General features: G+C 64.5%; 11 protein-coding genes, 1 tRNA gene, 2 rRNA genes and 1 pseudogene (1 of these 15 cut by a window edge). 7 read left to right on the forward strand and 8 right to left on the reverse strand.

The window, feature by feature from the left end:
- From AC1GI4_RS12560 to AC1GI4_RS12570, 3 genes are all read left to right on the forward strand, one after another.
- Positions 1-1,945: ribosomal RNA gene (locus AC1GI4_RS12560) — 23S ribosomal RNA — on the forward strand (it extends 846 nt beyond the left edge of the window).
- A gap of 132 nt (positions 1,946-2,077) precedes the next feature.
- Positions 2,078-2,192, forward strand: a 5S ribosomal RNA gene (gene rrf / locus AC1GI4_RS12565).
- A 47-nt stretch (positions 2,193-2,239) separates the two neighbouring features.
- A tRNA-Met gene (locus tag AC1GI4_RS12570) sits at positions 2,240-2,316 on the forward strand.
- 317 nt (positions 2,317-2,633) lie between these two features.
- Here the strand turns inward: AC1GI4_RS12570 and AC1GI4_RS12575 are convergent.
- A protein-coding gene (locus AC1GI4_RS12575; protein ID WP_479628475.1) for an IS3 family transposase occupies positions 2,634-3,799 on the reverse strand; the annotation gives its coding sequence in 2 pieces (ribosomal slippage) (positions 2,634-3,538 and positions 3,538-3,799; 1,167 coding nt in all).
- 38 nt (positions 3,800-3,837) lie between these two features.
- Here AC1GI4_RS12575 and AC1GI4_RS12580 point away from each other — a divergent pair.
- The 3 genes and pseudogenes from AC1GI4_RS12580 (at position 3,838) to AC1GI4_RS12590 (ending at position 6,931) form a co-directional block, all read left to right on the forward strand.
- Positions 3,838-4,748, forward strand: a pseudogene (locus AC1GI4_RS12580) (IS630 family transposase).
- Positions 4,749-5,036: 288 nt separating this feature from the next.
- Positions 5,037-6,569 carry a L,D-transpeptidase family protein gene (locus AC1GI4_RS12585; RefSeq protein WP_479629729.1) on the forward strand — a complete coding sequence of 511 codons (1,533 nt, stop codon included), beginning with the start codon at positions 5,037-5,039 and terminating at the stop codon, positions 6,567-6,569.
- A gap of 14 nt (positions 6,570-6,583) precedes the next feature.
- Positions 6,584-6,931, forward strand: a complete 348-nt coding sequence (locus tag AC1GI4_RS12590; RefSeq protein WP_479629730.1) for a hypothetical protein — start codon at positions 6,584-6,586, stop codon at positions 6,929-6,931.
- Between the two features lie 138 nt (positions 6,932-7,069).
- Here the strand turns inward: AC1GI4_RS12590 and AC1GI4_RS12595 are convergent, their stop codons facing one another.
- The 3 genes from AC1GI4_RS12595 to uxuA are packed head-to-tail and all read right to left on the reverse strand — an operon-like array spanning position 7,070 to position 11,054.
- On the reverse strand, positions 7,070-8,446 hold the full coding sequence (locus AC1GI4_RS12595; RefSeq protein ID WP_479629731.1) for a mannitol dehydrogenase family protein: 1,377 nt from the start codon (positions 8,444-8,446) through the stop codon (positions 7,070-7,072).
- Positions 8,443-9,855 carry a glucuronate isomerase gene (gene uxaC, locus AC1GI4_RS12600; RefSeq protein ID WP_479629732.1) on the reverse strand — a complete coding sequence of 471 codons (1,413 nt, stop codon included), beginning with the start codon at positions 9,853-9,855 and terminating at the stop codon, positions 8,443-8,445. The genes AC1GI4_RS12595 and uxaC overlap by 4 nt, the downstream gene beginning before the upstream one ends.
- A complete protein-coding gene (gene uxuA / locus AC1GI4_RS12605; RefSeq protein ID WP_294273563.1) occupies positions 9,852-11,054 on the reverse strand; it encodes a mannonate dehydratase in 1,203 nt (400 codons plus the stop codon). Before uxuA ends, uxaC begins: the two co-directional genes overlap by 4 nt.
- Before the next feature lie 140 nt (positions 11,055-11,194).
- On the opposite strand from uxuA, the gene AC1GI4_RS12610 reads away from it, so the two are divergent.
- The gene (locus tag AC1GI4_RS12610; protein ID WP_479629733.1) at positions 11,195-12,094 is read left to right on the forward strand and encodes a sugar kinase; all 900 of its coding nucleotides are present in this window, start codon (positions 11,195-11,197) and stop codon (positions 12,092-12,094) included.
- A 365-nt stretch (positions 12,095-12,459) separates the two neighbouring features.
- On the opposite strand, the gene rplA is transcribed toward AC1GI4_RS12610, so the two are convergent.
- From rplA to secE, 4 genes are all read right to left on the reverse strand, one after another.
- On the reverse strand, positions 12,460-13,152 hold the full coding sequence (gene rplA, locus AC1GI4_RS12615) for a 50S ribosomal protein L1 (protein ID WP_294273559.1): 693 nt from the start codon (positions 13,150-13,152) through the stop codon (positions 12,460-12,462).
- 4 nt (positions 13,153-13,156) lie between these two features.
- Positions 13,157-13,588, reverse strand: a complete 432-nt coding sequence (rplK, locus tag AC1GI4_RS12620; protein ID WP_007407063.1) for a 50S ribosomal protein L11 — start codon at positions 13,586-13,588, stop codon at positions 13,157-13,159.
- Positions 13,589-13,916: 328 nt separating this feature from the next.
- Positions 13,917-14,453: a transcription termination/antitermination protein NusG gene (nusG, locus tag AC1GI4_RS12625; protein WP_042491307.1), complete on the reverse strand. Its 537-nt coding sequence runs from the start codon at positions 14,451-14,453 to the stop codon at positions 13,917-13,919.
- A 10-nt stretch (positions 14,454-14,463) separates the two neighbouring features.
- Positions 14,464-14,661, reverse strand: a complete 198-nt coding sequence (gene secE, locus AC1GI4_RS12630) for a preprotein translocase subunit SecE (protein WP_042491311.1) — start codon at positions 14,659-14,661, stop codon at positions 14,464-14,466.
- Positions 14,662-15,133: the final 472 nt, after the last annotated feature.

A 15,133-nucleotide genomic window follows, 5' to 3' on the forward strand; every position in this document is an offset into this window, starting at 1 on the left:
CGAAAACTATTGAGGTAGTGCCTCGAGCGGACACCATAGGGGGTAGAGCACTGGATGGTTGCGGGGGTCGCGAGATCTACCAATACTAACCAAACTCCGAATACCTATGAGTGATACTCGGGAGACAGACGGCGGGTGCTAAGGTCCGTCGTCAAAAGGGAAACAGCCCTGACCTACAGCTAAGGTCCCCAAGTCGTGTCTAAGTGGGAAAGCATGTGGAAATCCCAAAACAACCAGGAGGTTGGCTTAGAAGCAGCCATCCTTTAAAGAAAGCGTAACAGCTCACTGGTCTAAACAAGGGTTTCTGCGGCGAAGATGTAACGGGGCTCAAGACACGCACCGAAGCTTAGGGTGTACACTTTGTGTACGCGGTAGCGGAGCGTTCCGTAAGCCTGCGAAGCGATCTGGTAATGGGTCGTGGAGGTATCGGAAGTGCGAATGCAGACATGAGTAGCGATAAAGAGGGTGAGATGCCCTCTCGCCGAAAGACCAAGGGTTCCTGCGCAAGGCTAATCCGCGCAGGGTGAGCCGGCCCCTAAGACGAGCCCGAAGGGGGTAGTCGATGGGAACCACGTTAATATTCGTGGGCCTGGTGGTGTGTGACGGATGGTGTGTGTTGTACGTCCTTATCGGATTGGACGTGCTTCGAAACTGTCCCGGGAAATAGCCCCACCGTATAGACCGTACCCGAAACCGACACAGGTGGTCAGGTAGAGTATACCAAGGCGCTTGAGAGAAGTGTCCTGAAGGAACTCGGCAAATTGCCTCCGTACCTTCGGAAGAAGGAGGCCCCACATGAGCGCAAGCTTTTGTGGGGGGCACAGGCCAGGGGGTAGCGACTGTTTAGCAAAAACACAGGGCTCTGCTAAGTCGGCTTCAAGACGACGTATAGGGCCTGACGCCTGCCCGGTGCCTGAAGGTTAAGTGGAGGAGTGCAAGCTCTGAAATGAAGCCCAGGTAAACGGCGGCCGTAACTATAACGGTCCTAAGGTAGCGAAATTCCTTGTCGGGTAAGTTCCGACCTGCACGAATGGCGTAACGACTTCCCCACTGTCTCCAGGACATGCTCAGCGAAATTGAATTCTCCGTGAAGATGCGGAGTACCCGCGGTTAGACGGAAAGACCCCGTGCACCTTTACTGCAGCTTCAGAGTGGCATTGGACAAGAACTGTGTAGCATAGGTGGGAGGCTTTGAAGCATTGGCGCCAGCCGATGTGGAGCCATAGGTGAAATACCACCCTGTTGTTGTTTAATGTCTAACCTCGTACCGTGAAACCGGTACAGGGACCCTCTGTGGCGGGTAGTTTGACTGGGGCGGTCGCCTCCTAAAGAGTAACGGAGGCGCGCGAAGGTTGGCTCAGGACGGTTGGAAACCGTCTGTTAGAGTGCAATGGCATAAGCCAGCCTGACTGCGAGACTGACAAGTCGAGCAGAGACGAAAGTCGGTCATAGTGATCCGGTGGTCCCTCGTGGAAGGGCCATCGCTCAACGGATAAAAGGTACGCCGGGGATAACAGGCTGATAACCCCCAAGAGCTCATATCGACGGGGTTGTTTGGCACCTCGATGTCGGCTCATCACATCCTGGGGCTGGAGCAGGTCCCAAGGGTTTGGCTGTTCGCCAATTAAAGTGGTACGTGAGCTGGGTTCAGAACGTCGCGAGACAGTTTGGTCCCTATCTGCCGTGGGCGTCGAAATTTGAGAGGAGTTGACCCTAGTACGAGAGGACCGGGTTGAACGTACCTCTGGTGTACCTGTCGTCGTGCCAACGGCGCAGCAGGGTAGCTATGTACGGACGGGATAACCGCTGAAAGCATCTAAGCGGGAAGCCTCCCTCAAGATAAGATTTCTCAGGACGGTCGAAGACCACGACCTCGATAGATCGGATGTGGAAGTGCGGTAACGCATGGAGCTAACCGATACTAATTGTCCTATTCGCGCTTGAGAGCTCCACACCCCCACCATCAGCCCTGGGCTAGATGGCAGGGTGCGGTCATCAACACAGCCAGTGCACGCATCGATTTTATACCCAAACGCCCCATCCCAACAGATGGGGCCTGTATTCGCGGACTCTATTGCCTGGTGGCCATAGCGTCGGTGTCCCACCCGATCCCATCCCGAACTCGGCCGTGAAACCCGACTGCGCCAATGGTACTACTGCTCAAGCAGTGGAAGAGTAGGGCGTCGCCAGGCATTACAGCCCGCGAATACACAAAACCCATTCACAATTTCCCCCTTCTCGCGGGGTGGAGCAGCCCGGTAGCTCGTCAGGCTCATAACCTGAAGGCCGCAGGTTCAAATCCTGCCCCCGCAACCACCGCATTACAACGCCACACGCCGCCCTCCAGGGCGGCGTTGTCGTTTATGCCATACGCCACCAATGACGCTACGCCTGACACTTGGCGCAACCTTAGGGCCGGTGGGCGCATGCGGATCAAACGCCATGCGCCCTAGAGTCTGAGTCATCTGAGCGGAATCGATTGAGGATTCCCAAAGCGGTGCGCTTCTGATTCAAGCTGTCTGCCGTTTGGAGGTCGGCAGCTATGGGTCGAGCCTATTCGGATGATCTGCGTGAGCGAGTAGCAGCATCGGTTCTGGGTGGCCGGTCGTGCCGGGTGACGTGACCCCCGCCTTTCATCCAGCGGCAACCAGAGACTGACCGTGGTTTTCGCGCATGAGCGCAAGTGAAGCAACGGGCGGGGTTAACCCCGCCCGTTGCTGTTCGAGCCCGGCAGCGAACGCAGCCGGGGTATCGTAGCCGAGCGACGAGTGCGGCCGCTCGGTGTTGTAGTCGTCGACCCAGCGCGCCAGGATCGAGCGGGCCTGACCGATGGTGAAGAACAGCGTCTCGTTGAGCAGCTCGTCGCGCATGCGACCGTTGAAACTCTCGACAAAGCCATTCTGCGTCGGCTTGCCCGGCGCGATGTAATGCCACTCGATGCCGGTATCGCCGGACCAGACGAGCACCGCGTTCGACGTCAGTTCAGTCCCATTGTCGCTGACGATCATCTTCGGCCTGCCGCGCTCGGCGATCAGATCGGCCAGTTCGCGCACGACCCGCCGGCCCGAGATTGACGTGTCCACTACCGCCCGGAGGCATTCGCGCGTGACGTCGTCGACGATGTTGAGCACGCGGAACCGTCGACCGGTAACGAGCTGGTCGTGCACGAAGTCCAGGCTCCAGCGCTGATTGGGGAGCGTTAGCACCGGCGCGGGTGCCCGGCTGCCTGTAGCACGCCTTCGTCCTTTACGACGACGCACCGTCAGGCCCTCCTCGCGGTAGAGCCGCTGGGTCTTCTTGCGGTTGATCGTGATGCCGTCCCGGCAAAGCAGAATGTGCAGACGCCGATAGCCGAACCGCCGGCGCTGCTGCGCCAGCTCACGCAAACGCGACCGCAGGTCGCCATCATCTGCCCGGCACGAGCGATACCGCATGCTCGTGCGGTCTGCCCCAACGACCATGCACGCCCGCCGCTCGCTCATCCCCAACGTCGCCTGGAGATGCGCGACCGCTTGCCGCTTCGCGGCGGGCGTCACCACTTTTTTGACAGCAGGTCTTTCAACCCCGCGTTGTCGAGCATCGTGTCCGCCAATAGCCGTTTGAGCCGGGCGTTCTCCTCTTCGAGCGACCGCAGGCGCTTTGCGTCAGACACCTCCAGGCCGCCGAACTTCGCCTTCCACGCATAGTAGGTCGCGCTCGACATCCCGTGCTTGCGGCACAGCTCCGTCACCACCGCCCCCGCCTCGGCCTCCTTCAGGATGCCGATGATCTGCTCTTCCGAAAACTGCTTCCGCTTCATTCCGTCCGTCCCTTCAATGGGCCGGTCTCTAGTTCCAGATGGATGAAGAAACGGGGGTCACTTCAATCACGTCACGGGCAACCGCGGAACTGTTCGGCGTCAGCGTGGCGAGTGCGGTGAAATGGTCGCAACGCCATCGGGCGACGGGCAGCGCCGCGGCCCGGCCGCTGGGACGCAAGCAGCCCCGTTCGCTGGCCGCCGAGCGTGAGTGGTTGCTGGAGTGACTGGCGACCAAGCCGGACGTGACGTTACGCGGCTTGGTGGCGGAGTTGGGTGAACGGGGCGTGGTGACGAGCTACGGGTCGGTGTGGCGGATCGTGCGCGAGGCGGGGATCACGTTCAAAAAAAGACGCTGATCGCCCGCGAGCAGGATCGGCCAGCGATCGCCAGGCGCCGCACGCAATGGCGCAAGTATCAGGGCCGGATCGATCCGCGGCGCCTCGTCTTCATCGACGAAACCTGGGCCAAGACCAACATGACGCGGTTGCGCGGCTGGTGTGCCCGTGGTCAGCCGCTGGTCGACAAGGTGCCGCACGGCCATTGGCGCACGCTCACCTTTCTGGCCGCGCTCCGGCATGATCGTATCGACGCGCCGCTCGTGCTCGATGGCCCCATCAACGGCGAGAGTTTCACCGCTTATGTCGAGCAGTTCCTGCTGCCCACCCTCTCGAGCGGCGACATCGTCGTCATGGACAATCTGGGCAGTCACAAGAGCAAGGCCGTTCGCCAGCTCATCCGCTCCGTCGGCGTCAGGCTCCTCTTCCTGCCGCCCTACTCCCCCGACCTCAATCCCATCGAGCAGGTCTTTGCCAAGCTCAAGACGCTGCTTCGCAAGGCAAACACCCGGTCGGTCGAGGCCACATGGAAGCAGATCGGCTCGCTACTCGACGCCTTCCCACCTCACGAATGTGCCAACTACCTCCGCAATAGCGGTTACGCTTCAGCTTAGATGGATCAGACTCTAGAAGCCGCGATATCACGATGCCGCCTGCTTGCCTGCCGCACGGGCCAGCACCCCCGTTCCCAGACCAACGCCGGGTTGCTCAACAAGATGCGTTGCGCGTCGATGCAGGGCGGCGCGGAAGGGGCGTACCCTGATCCATGTTGCCTCAAGAATGTTGATCCCTGGTGGCTGCAGGGCGTTCAACTGACGATCGGTTCAGCTTGGCGTAGGATAGCGTGATTTAATGCGCCCTCCGACGACGACATGCCGACGAACAGGGGCTATCATATTCGCATGACCAAATTGCCTTTCTCCGTTTCCCGCCCGTCCGTTGCCCGGCTCCTCGGTGCGTTGGCGGCGGGATCGATGATCGCGACTCCGCTGCTGGCTCAGGTCGCGCCGCCGCCGGTGATGGTGCCCGCCACACCCGAGCAGGCCCGCACCCCGGCCGCGCCGCCTGCGATCGTGCAGCCCCTGCCGCAGGCCGCACCGGCCGTGGTGATTCCGTCGCTGTCGGACGCCCAGGCGCGGCAGTTGGCGACGCTGATCGCGGAAGGCGAGGTGGCGCAGGGGCTGCGCCAGGGACCACCGCGTGACCTGACGACCTTGTCGCCCGCAGCGCTGACCCGCGTGGCGCTGGATTATGCCCATGCGGTCCATGTCGGGCGGCTCGACACCGCCGATTTCACCAAGGACTGGGGCATCCGGCCGCAGCCTTATGACCCCGCACCCGGATTTGCGGAGGCGGTGCGGCGCGATCGGCTGTCGACGTGGATCGCCTCGCTGCCGCCGCCCTATGCGGGCTATGACGCACTGGTGAAGGGGCTGGCTCGGTATCGGGCGATGGCTGCGGCGGGGGGCTGGTCGTCGCTTCCCGCGACCACCATTAATTTCGGTGCAAGCGGGCCGCAGGTGCTGGCGCTGCGCAAGCGGCTGGCGATGGAGGATCCGGCGGTCAGTGCCACCGGCGAGAAGTTCGACGACGATCTGCTCGCAGCCGTACGGCGGGCGCAGCGCCGCTATGGCCTGAACCCGGTCGGCACCGTCGGCAGCCAGACCATTGCCGTGCTGAACGTGCCGGTGGCGCAGCGCATTCGCCAGATCATGGCGAACATGGAGCGCTGGCGCTGGCTGCCCCAGCAGCTGGAGGCCAAGCGGGTCCAGGTGAACATCGCCGCCGCCGTGCTGACCGTGTTCGACGGGGACAATCCGGTCATGTCGATGAAGGCGGTGACGGGGCGTCCGGGCAATGAGACGCCGATGCTGGTCTCGACGATCCGTAGCATCGTGCTGAACCCGCCCTGGAACGTGCCCAGCTCGATCGCCAATAAGGAACTGTGGCCCAAGGAAAAGGCCAATCCCGGCTATCTGAAGCGCGCGGGTTTCCGCATCATCGACAATGGCGACGGCTCCAAGCGGTTGCAGCAATCGTCGGAGAAAAGCGCATTGGGGCGGTACAAGTTCGACTTCCCCAACGACTTCGCGGTCTATCTGCACGACACACCCGCCCAGTCTGGTTTTTCGAAGTTCGACCGGCTGGCCAGCCATGGCTGCGTCCGCCTGGAAAAGCCTGCGGACCTCGCCGCGTTGATGCTGAAGACCACGCCCGAATGGCAACAGCCGCAGATCGATGCGGTCATCGCCTCGGGCAAGACGGTACGCGCGACCATGGCCGAGCCGGTGGCGGTCTATCTGCTCTATTGGACCGCATTCGCGAATGCCGATGGGCAGGTGGGGTTCCGCGAGGATCCCTATAGCTGGGATGCGCAGCTGGCGACCAAGATCGAGGCGCGTTCGGCCGAGCGTGCCCAGGCGACCAAGGACTGAAAAGGGGACACAGGATGAAGATTGCTACCAAAAGCGCCATGGCGCTGTTCGCTGCCGGCCTGTTGCTGGCGGGCTGCTCGCGTTCGTCAGAGGACCCGCCCGTGCCGGTGGAGAACGACACGCCCGCCGTGGAAGAGAATATGACCGCGCCCGACGAGACCCCGGTCATGACCAATGATGCGGAGACGGTCGCGCCGGTCAATATGGCGGCCGACACGATCCCGCCGCCGCCGCCCGAGCGGACGGTCGATCAGCAGATGCTGGACGATGCCTCGGCCACCGGCATGACCTCGCGCGTGCAGCGTACGCCGAGCAACGACGCGCCCCCGGCGGAGGGTATCGAGCCGAAGGACGGGCAGTAAACGAAAAATCCTCCCCGGCACGGGGAGGGGGACCGCCGCGAAGCGGTGGTGGAGGGGGCTTGCCGCTAAGCACGTCCTATGAGGAAGCCCCCTTCCGTCAGGCCTGACGGCCTGCCACCTCCCCGTGCCGGGGAGGATCTATTCTGCGATCTCGCGGATCAGCGCCTGACGCTGCGCCTCGGTCGGCCGCCATTGGCCCGCCATCGAACCGCCGTCCCCGAACAGCGCATCCACGACATGGGCCGCATCGCCCTGTTCCCACAGCGTGGCCAGTTCCGCCCGGCGCGGATCGGGCGAGGCGTCATTCCCAGTGCGGATGAACCGTAACCACGCCGCCAGCGCGGTCAACGTCGCGGGTGCGTCCCCGCGATGCGCTGTCAGCGAGGACAGCCAGCGTGGGCCGACCTTTTGCGATCCGTCGCTGGCGATCTGCGACAGCCGATGCTCCAGCGTCCGATTGGCAAAGCGCGCCAGCAGTGCATCGGCATAGGGCTCCAGCGCCTGTCCCTCGGCAGCGGTGAAGCTGGTCGCCGCCTCGTCCCGCATCAGCCGTTCGACCACGGGGCGGATGTCGGGATCGGCGACGGCCTGGTGGACGAACTGATGCCCGCGCTCCAGCCCCAGATAGGCGAGCGCCGAATGCGCACCGTTGAGCATGCGCAGCTTGGCGGTCTCATAGGGCGCGACATCGGTGACGAACTGTGCACCGCCGACTTCCCAGCGGGGGCGGTCGCCCGCGAAGTCATCCTCGATCACCCATTGGCGATAGGGCTCGGTGATGACGGCGGCTTCGTCGCGCATCCCCAGTGACGCCTCCACTGCTGCGCGATCGGCATCGGTGACGGCGGGGACGATGCGGTCGACCATGGTGTTGGGGCAGCGCCAGTCGCGCTCGAACCAGTCGCGCGCCGCAGCCTCGCCCTGATGGTCGAGAAACGCCGCCACACCGGCGCGTAACACCCGGCCATTGTCGGGTAGATTGTCGCAGCTGACCAGCGTCAGCGGACCCAGGCCCGCCGCCTTTCGTGCGACCACCGCCTGCGCCAGATAATGATAGATGCTGTTCCCGTCCGCGACGATGCCCGCCAGATCGGTCGCGCCATCGGGCCGCCGCCAATAGCCCTTTTCGGTGACGGTCAGCGTCACGACCCGCGTGTCGGGCCTGGCGAGGCGTTCGGCCAGCCGCTCGGGCGTCTGGGCCGCGACGATCACCTCGCGGATCGCACCGATCAGGCGGACGCTCTCGCCCTCGCTCGACCGTTCGGTGACGGTATAGAGGCCGTCCTGCGGTGCCATCTGGTCGTGCACGCCCGCCGAGCGAAGCGAGGCCGCTGCGATGGCCCAGTCGCGGTCGCCCGCCGCCATCGCATCGTCGGTATAGACCGCCTGATGCGCGCGGTGGAACGCACCGAGGCCAATATGGACGATCCCGATCCGCTGGCCCGCCCGGTCGTAACCGGGGCGCGCCACGCTTTCGGGCAGCGTCGCGGCGGTCGCTTCGCGCAGCCGGGTCACAGCCGGTACGCCGTGCGGACCAGACCGTTGGTCAGCGCATGGGCCAGCTCGACCGCCTCGTCCTCCTCCAGCCGATGCTCGGCAACGAGGCGCGCGAGGAAGCCGCAGTCGATGCGCCGCGCCACGTCGTGCCGCGCCGGGATCGACAGGAAGGCGCGGGTGTCGTCGTTGAACCCGACCGTGTTGTAGAAGCCCGCCGTCTCGGTCGTCATTTCGCGGAAGCGGCGCATCCCCTCCGGGCTGTCATGGAACCACCAGGCGGGGCCCAGCTTCAAGCAGGGATAATGCCCGGCCAGCGGCGCCAGCTCACGCGCATAGACACTCTCGTCCAGCGTGAAGAGGATGATGGTCAGGTCGCGCTCATTGCCGACCACGTCGAGCATGGGTTTCAGCGCATGGACGTAATCGGTGCGCATCGGCATGTCCGCGCCCTTGTCGCGACCATGGCTGGCGAACAGCCCGGCATTGTGATTGCGGAACGAGCCCGGATGGATCTGCATCGTCATGCCGTCCGCGACGCTCATCTTCGCCATCTCGGTCAGCATCTGTGCGCGGAAGAGCTCGGCGTCCGCAGGCGTCCAGGTGCCGCCGACGACACGCGCGAACAGCGTCTCGCACTCGGCGGTCGAAAGGTTCGCCGTCGCTGCCGTCGGATGGCCGTGATCGGTCGCGGTCGCGCCCAGCGCGCGGAAGGCGGCGCGGCGCTTGGCATGGGCGGCAAGATAGCCCGACCAGCTATACACATCCTCGCCGGTCAGCTCGGCGAAGCGCTGCATGGCGCCGCCGAACTGCTCATGCTCGACGTCGATCACGCTGTCGGGGCGGTAGGTGGTGATGACGCGGCCGTTCCAACCGGAGTCGCGGATCGCCTGGTGATGGACCAGCGGATCGTCGGCACCTTCGGTCGTCGCGAGGCATTCGATGCGGAACCGCTCGAACAGCGCGCGCGGGCGGAAGGCGGGGGTGGCCAGCGCCTCGCCGATCGCGTCGAAATAGCGATCCGCGGTGGCCTCTTCCAGTGCGACATCGAAGCCGAACACCTCGGCGAAGACATGGTCGAGCCACATGCGCGACGGCGTGCCGCGGAACAGGTGATAGTTCGACGCGAACAGCTTCCACGCCGCACGCGGATCGGTCGCCGGGCGGCCGCCGCGATGCGGGATGCCCAGATCGTCGAGTGCGATCCCCTGGCTGTAGAGCATGCGGAAGACATAATGGTCGGGCGCGAGCAGCAGATCGCTGGCATCCGCCCAGGGCTCGTCGGTGGCGAACCAGCGCGGGTCGGTATGGCCGTGCGGACTGATGATCGGCAGGTCCGCGACTTCGGCGTAGAGCGTGCGTGCAATGCCCCGCGTCGTCGGATCGGCGGGCAACAGCCGGTCGGGATGCAGTTCCAGCTTGCGGGTCATGCGGTCAGCTCCAGTTCGGCCGGAGCCGCGTTCGCGTTCAGGCCCAGCATGTGCACGATCCCTTGCTCCAGCCCGCGCAGCTCGGCCAGCCCGCGCATCCGGCCCAGCAGCGAATAGCCGGGATTGGAGCTGCGATGAAGGTCGTCCATCATCCGGTGGCCATGGTCGGGGCGCATCACGATCGCGCGGCCTTGCGCATGCGAAATCTCGACCACGGCCTGCATCACCTGGGTCATGCGGGCATTGCCGCCCAGATGCTCGGCCTCATGGAAATTGCGCTCACCCGGCTCCCAGCCGACCGAGCGGAGGTGAAGGAAGTCGATCCGCTCGGCAAAGCGCCGGACCATTGCAGGCAGGTCGTTGTCCGGCCGCGCCCCGAACGATCCGGTGCAGAAGCAGAGGCCGTTCGCCAGCGACGGCACCGCGGCATAGAGATGATCGAGGTCGTCCGCCGTGCTGACCACGCGCGGCAGACCGAAGATCGGGAAGGGGGGATCATCGGGATGGACGACCAGTGTGATGCCCACCTCCTCGGCGATCGGGCAGACCGCGCGCAGAAAGGCGATATGGTTGGCCCGCAACGCGTCGGCGTCGATCCCGGCATAGGTGTCGATCGCGCGCTGGAAGGCGGGTGAGTCGAAGCTCTCCTCGCTGCCCGGCAGACCCGCGATGATCGTGCGCTCCAGCTTGTGGCGTTCCTCCGGCGTCATCGCGGCGAAGCGTTCGGCGGCGGCGGCGCGGACGGCCTCGGAGTAATCCGCCTCGGCACCGGGGCGGCGCAGGATGTGGATGTCGTAGGCCGCGACCGCCGCCCATTCGAAGCGCAGCGCGGTCGCGCCGTCTGGCAACCGCCAGTCCAGGTCGGTGCGAGTCCAGTCGAGCAGCGGCATGAAATTATAGGTGACGGTGCGTACGCCCTCGGCCGCCAGGTTGCGCAGACTGTCGCCATACGCCCGGATCAGTTCGTCAGTCAGTTCGCCGCGCTTGATCGCGTCATGCACCGGCAGGCTCTCGACCGTCGACCAGCCGAGCCCGGCCGCCTCGATCATCGCGCGACGCTCGGCGATCGCCGCGCGGGGCCATACCACGCCATTGGGGATCTCGTGCAGCGCGGTGACGACCTCGGTAGCGCCCGCCTGGCGGATATGGGACAAGGCGATCGGGTCGGCGGGGCCGAACCACCGCATGGACTGGATCATCAACACGTCCGCTATTCCCTCATCCCAAATTCGCGTTTTTGCTGGGGTTAGCGGTAGCATTCAGCATTCGGATTGACCAGTTACAAATTTTGGCCTTGCCACTATGCAGGTGTGGTCCAGAGAGGCAGGAGAGAAACGAAATGCGGATCGTCGTCGTCGGGGAAGGGATGATCGAATTGTCGCGGGCGGACGGCGGGCTGTGGCGGTTGGGTCATGGCGGCGATACGCTGAACACCGCGATTCATCTGGCACGAATGGGCCGTGACGTCCGCTACGTGACCGCCCTGGGCGACGATCCGTTCAGTGCGACGCTGCTTCACGATTGGGCGGCGGAGGGCATCGATACCAGCCTGACCCTGCGCGACCCGACCCGGATGCCCGGCCTGTACGCGATCACCACCGATGAAGCGGGCGAGCGCAGCTTCTCCTATTGGCGCGGGCAGAGCGCCGCGCGGCGCACCTTGTCCCTGCCGGAGAGCGAGGCGGTGATGGTGCAGGCCGAACAGGCCGATCTGTTGCTATATTCGCTCATCACCCTCGCGATCCTGGACGAGCCGAGCCGCGAGCATCTGTTCGATCTGGCGCAGCGGTTGCGGGCGCGGGGCGGGCGGGTCGCGTTCGACGGCAATTATCGCCCCCGCCTGTTCGCCAGCCAGGACGAAGCGCGCGCGCTGTGCCGCCGGGCGATCGGCGGCTGCGACATCGGCCTGCCGACGCTGGAGGACGAAGCGATGCTGGTCGGCGCCCAGTCCGCCGAAGAGGTGCAGGGTCGCTGGCAGGGGCTGGGCGCGAGCGAGGTCGTGGTGAAGCTGGGCGCCGAGGGCTGTCTGGTCGCCGGTATCGGCATCGTCCCCCCGCCCGAGCGGCTCAGCCCTCGCGATACCAGCGGGGCGGGGGATGCGTTCAACGCGGGCTATCTGGCGGCGCGGCTGGATGGGATAGATCCTGCGGAGGCGGCGGTGCGGGGGCATAGGCTGGCCGGATGGACGGTCATGCGCTCGGGCGCGATTCCGGCGCGGGATGACGACTTGCCGCGTTGATTGGTTTTGGACTGACCAAAATCGATGGCGTGGTCTGGGGTAAGCCCCTTTAGCCCCTCCCCTTCAGGGGAGGGGTTGGGGTGGGGCCTCCCCCCCTTGGCGACGTGCTTGTGGGACTGCCCCACCCCCAGCCCCTCCCCTGAAGGGGAGGGGGGAATCCGCCTTTTTCCCATCCCTCCGTTCGCACGGAGCGAAGTCGAAGTGCATGGGGTTCGCTTGCGGCGAGGCTCGGGCGTGGCCTTCGACTTCGCTCAGGCTGAACGGAGCGGGGGAAGGGGGCGACACCGCCTCGCCCCAAAACGAAAAGGGGGCCGGAACCTCGGTTCCGACCCCCTGATCCTGTCAGCTTGTGCTGGCGGCGGTGATTACGCGCCCGGGATTTCCGAGACGTTCACCTTGATGCCGCGGCCCATCGTCGACGAGACGGCGACCTTGCGGACATACTTGCCCTTCGCGCCCGACGGCTTGGCCTTGATGAGCGCATCGACCAGCGCGTCGAAGTTGGCGCGCAGGTCTTCCGCCGGGAACGACGCCTTGCCGATGCCCGAGTGGATGATGCCGGCCTTTTCGACGCGGTACTCGACCTGGCCGCCCTTGGCCGCCTTGACGGCTTCGGCGACGTTCATGGTCACGGTGCCCAGCTTCGGGTTCGGCATCAGGCCCTTGGGGCCGAGAACCTTACCGAGGCGACCGACGACGCCCATCATGTCCGGGGTCGCGATGCAGCGATCGAAGTCGATGGTGCCGCCCTGGATGGTTTCCATCAGGTCTTCGGCGCCCACGACGTCGGCACCAGCGGCGCGCGCTTCGTCGGCCTTCGCGCCCTTGGCGAACACGCCGACGCGAACGGTCTTGCCGGTGCCCTTGGGCAGGGTGACGACGCCACGGACCATCTGGTCGGCGTGACGCGGGTCAACGCCCAGATTGACGGCGACTTCGATCGTTTCGTCGAACTTCGAGGTCGCGTTGGTACGAGCCAGCGTGATCGCTTCGTCGATGCCGTGCAGCTTCTCGGAGTCGATCTGGACCGACTTCTGCTTCTTGGTCAGCTTGGCCATGATCTTAGCCCTCCACCACTTCGAGGCCCATCGCGCGGGCGGAGCCTTCGATGATCTTGGTCGCAGCCTCGATGTCGTTGGCGTTCAGGTCCTTCATCTTGACCTGGGCGATTTCCGCGAGCTTCGAGCGCGCGATCTTGCCCGCCGACACCTTGCCCGGCTCCTTCGAGCCCGACTTCAGGTTGGCGGCCTTCTTGATGAGGTAGGTCGCAGGCGCGGTCTTCGTCTCGAACGAGAACGAACGGTCGGCATAAACGGTGATGACGGTGGGCAGCGGGGTGCCCTTCTCGACTTCGCCGGTCTGCGCGTTGAACGCCTTGCAGAATTCCATGATGTTCACACCGCGCTGACCCAGCGCCGGGCCGATCGGCGGCGAGGGGTTGGCGGCGCCTGCAGGGACCTGCAGCTTGATATAGCCGGTAATCTTCTTTGCCATGTCACTCTCTTTTCGAGTCTAGCGGTCGTGACGGGCACGTGGCGTACGCCAGCGCACCCTCCCGCAAGGGTTCCGTCGCATGATGCTAGGGAAGCGCGGGCCGATAGCGGATTATGGGTGGAATGGCAAGGCGGCCAAACCACCACCTCCGTTCGCACTGAGCGAAGTCGAAGTGCACGGGATTCGCTTGGCGGCGAGGCTGGGGGCGTGGGCTTCGACTTCGCTCAGCCTGAACGGAGGTTTGGGAGGGGTGGGGAGTGGGCGCACAATACGAAAAAGGGCCGGTGGCGTCGCCGCCCCGGCCCTGTTTTCGTCGGATGGTCCGTGCTTACTTCGAGCGTTCGACCTGCTCGAAGTCCAGTTCCACCGGGGTGGCGCGACCGAAGATCGACACCGACACCTTGACCTTGGACTTGTCGAAATCCAGTTCCTCGACCACGCCGTTGAAGCTGGCGAAGGGGCCTTCCAGCACCTTGACCGCGTCGCCGATCTCGTAGTCGACCTTGACCTTGTGCTTCGGGGCGGCGGCGGCTTCTTCCTTGGAATTCAGCATCCGCGTGGCTTCCGCCTCGCTGATCGCTTGCGGCTTGCCCATCGCGCCCAGGAAGCCGGTCACCTTCGGCGTGTTCTTGACGAGGTGATAGACCTGATCGGTCATGTCGAGCTTGGCGAGCACATAGCCGGGCATGAACTTGCGCTCGACCGCGATCTTCTTGCCGCGGCGGGCCTCGGTCACGGTCTCGGTCGGAACCTCGATCTGGTCGACCAGATGGTCGAGGCCCAGACGGGTCGCCTCGGCCATGATCGAGTCGCGAACCTTGCCCTCGAAACCGGAATAAGCGTGGATGATGTACCAGCGCGCCATGAGAACCCTTTTACTTCGCGAGCGACAGCAGGGTGCGGACCAGCGTCTCGAAGAACGAGTCGACCGCCAGGAAGAAGATGGCCAGGATCGTGGTCATCACGACCACCATCACGCCGGTCATCACCGTCTCGCGCCGCGTCGGCCAGACGACCTTCTTGGTCTCGGTCTTGACCTGGTTGAGGAATTCGATGGGGGTCGTCTTCGCCACTCGTGCCGTTCCCGCACCTGCGTTGAAATTACTGTCAGCGGGGCATGGGTCCGCCGTCGCCTGCCCAAGGGGCCTGCGACGAAAGGTCCGTCCGCGCTGTTCGGATGGGAACGCGATGTAGCCGTGGCTCGGGTAAAAGGCAAGGGTGAGGGCGGGGCGAGGTTTTTGGGTTCGCGGGGAGGCGTGGATAGGGAGGGGAAAGCTCTTATCGACTCTCTCCCAACCTTCCGTTCAGCCTGAGCGTAGTCGAAGGCCAAGGGAAGGCGTCGCTTCAAAAGGCCTTCGGGCCGTAGGCTCAAGGAACGCTGGCGCATTAGACTGTGATGACATTGCCTTGAACCAACGTAAGCCCCTCCCCTTCAGGGGAGGGGTTGGGGTGGGACCTCGCCACAGACTGTACGTTTGCGGAAACGCCCCACCCCCGGCCCCTCCCCTGAAGGGGAGGGGTGAATGAATCTCATGTCATCATGCT

This window comes from Sphingomonas sp. 77B, assembly GCF_056497825.1.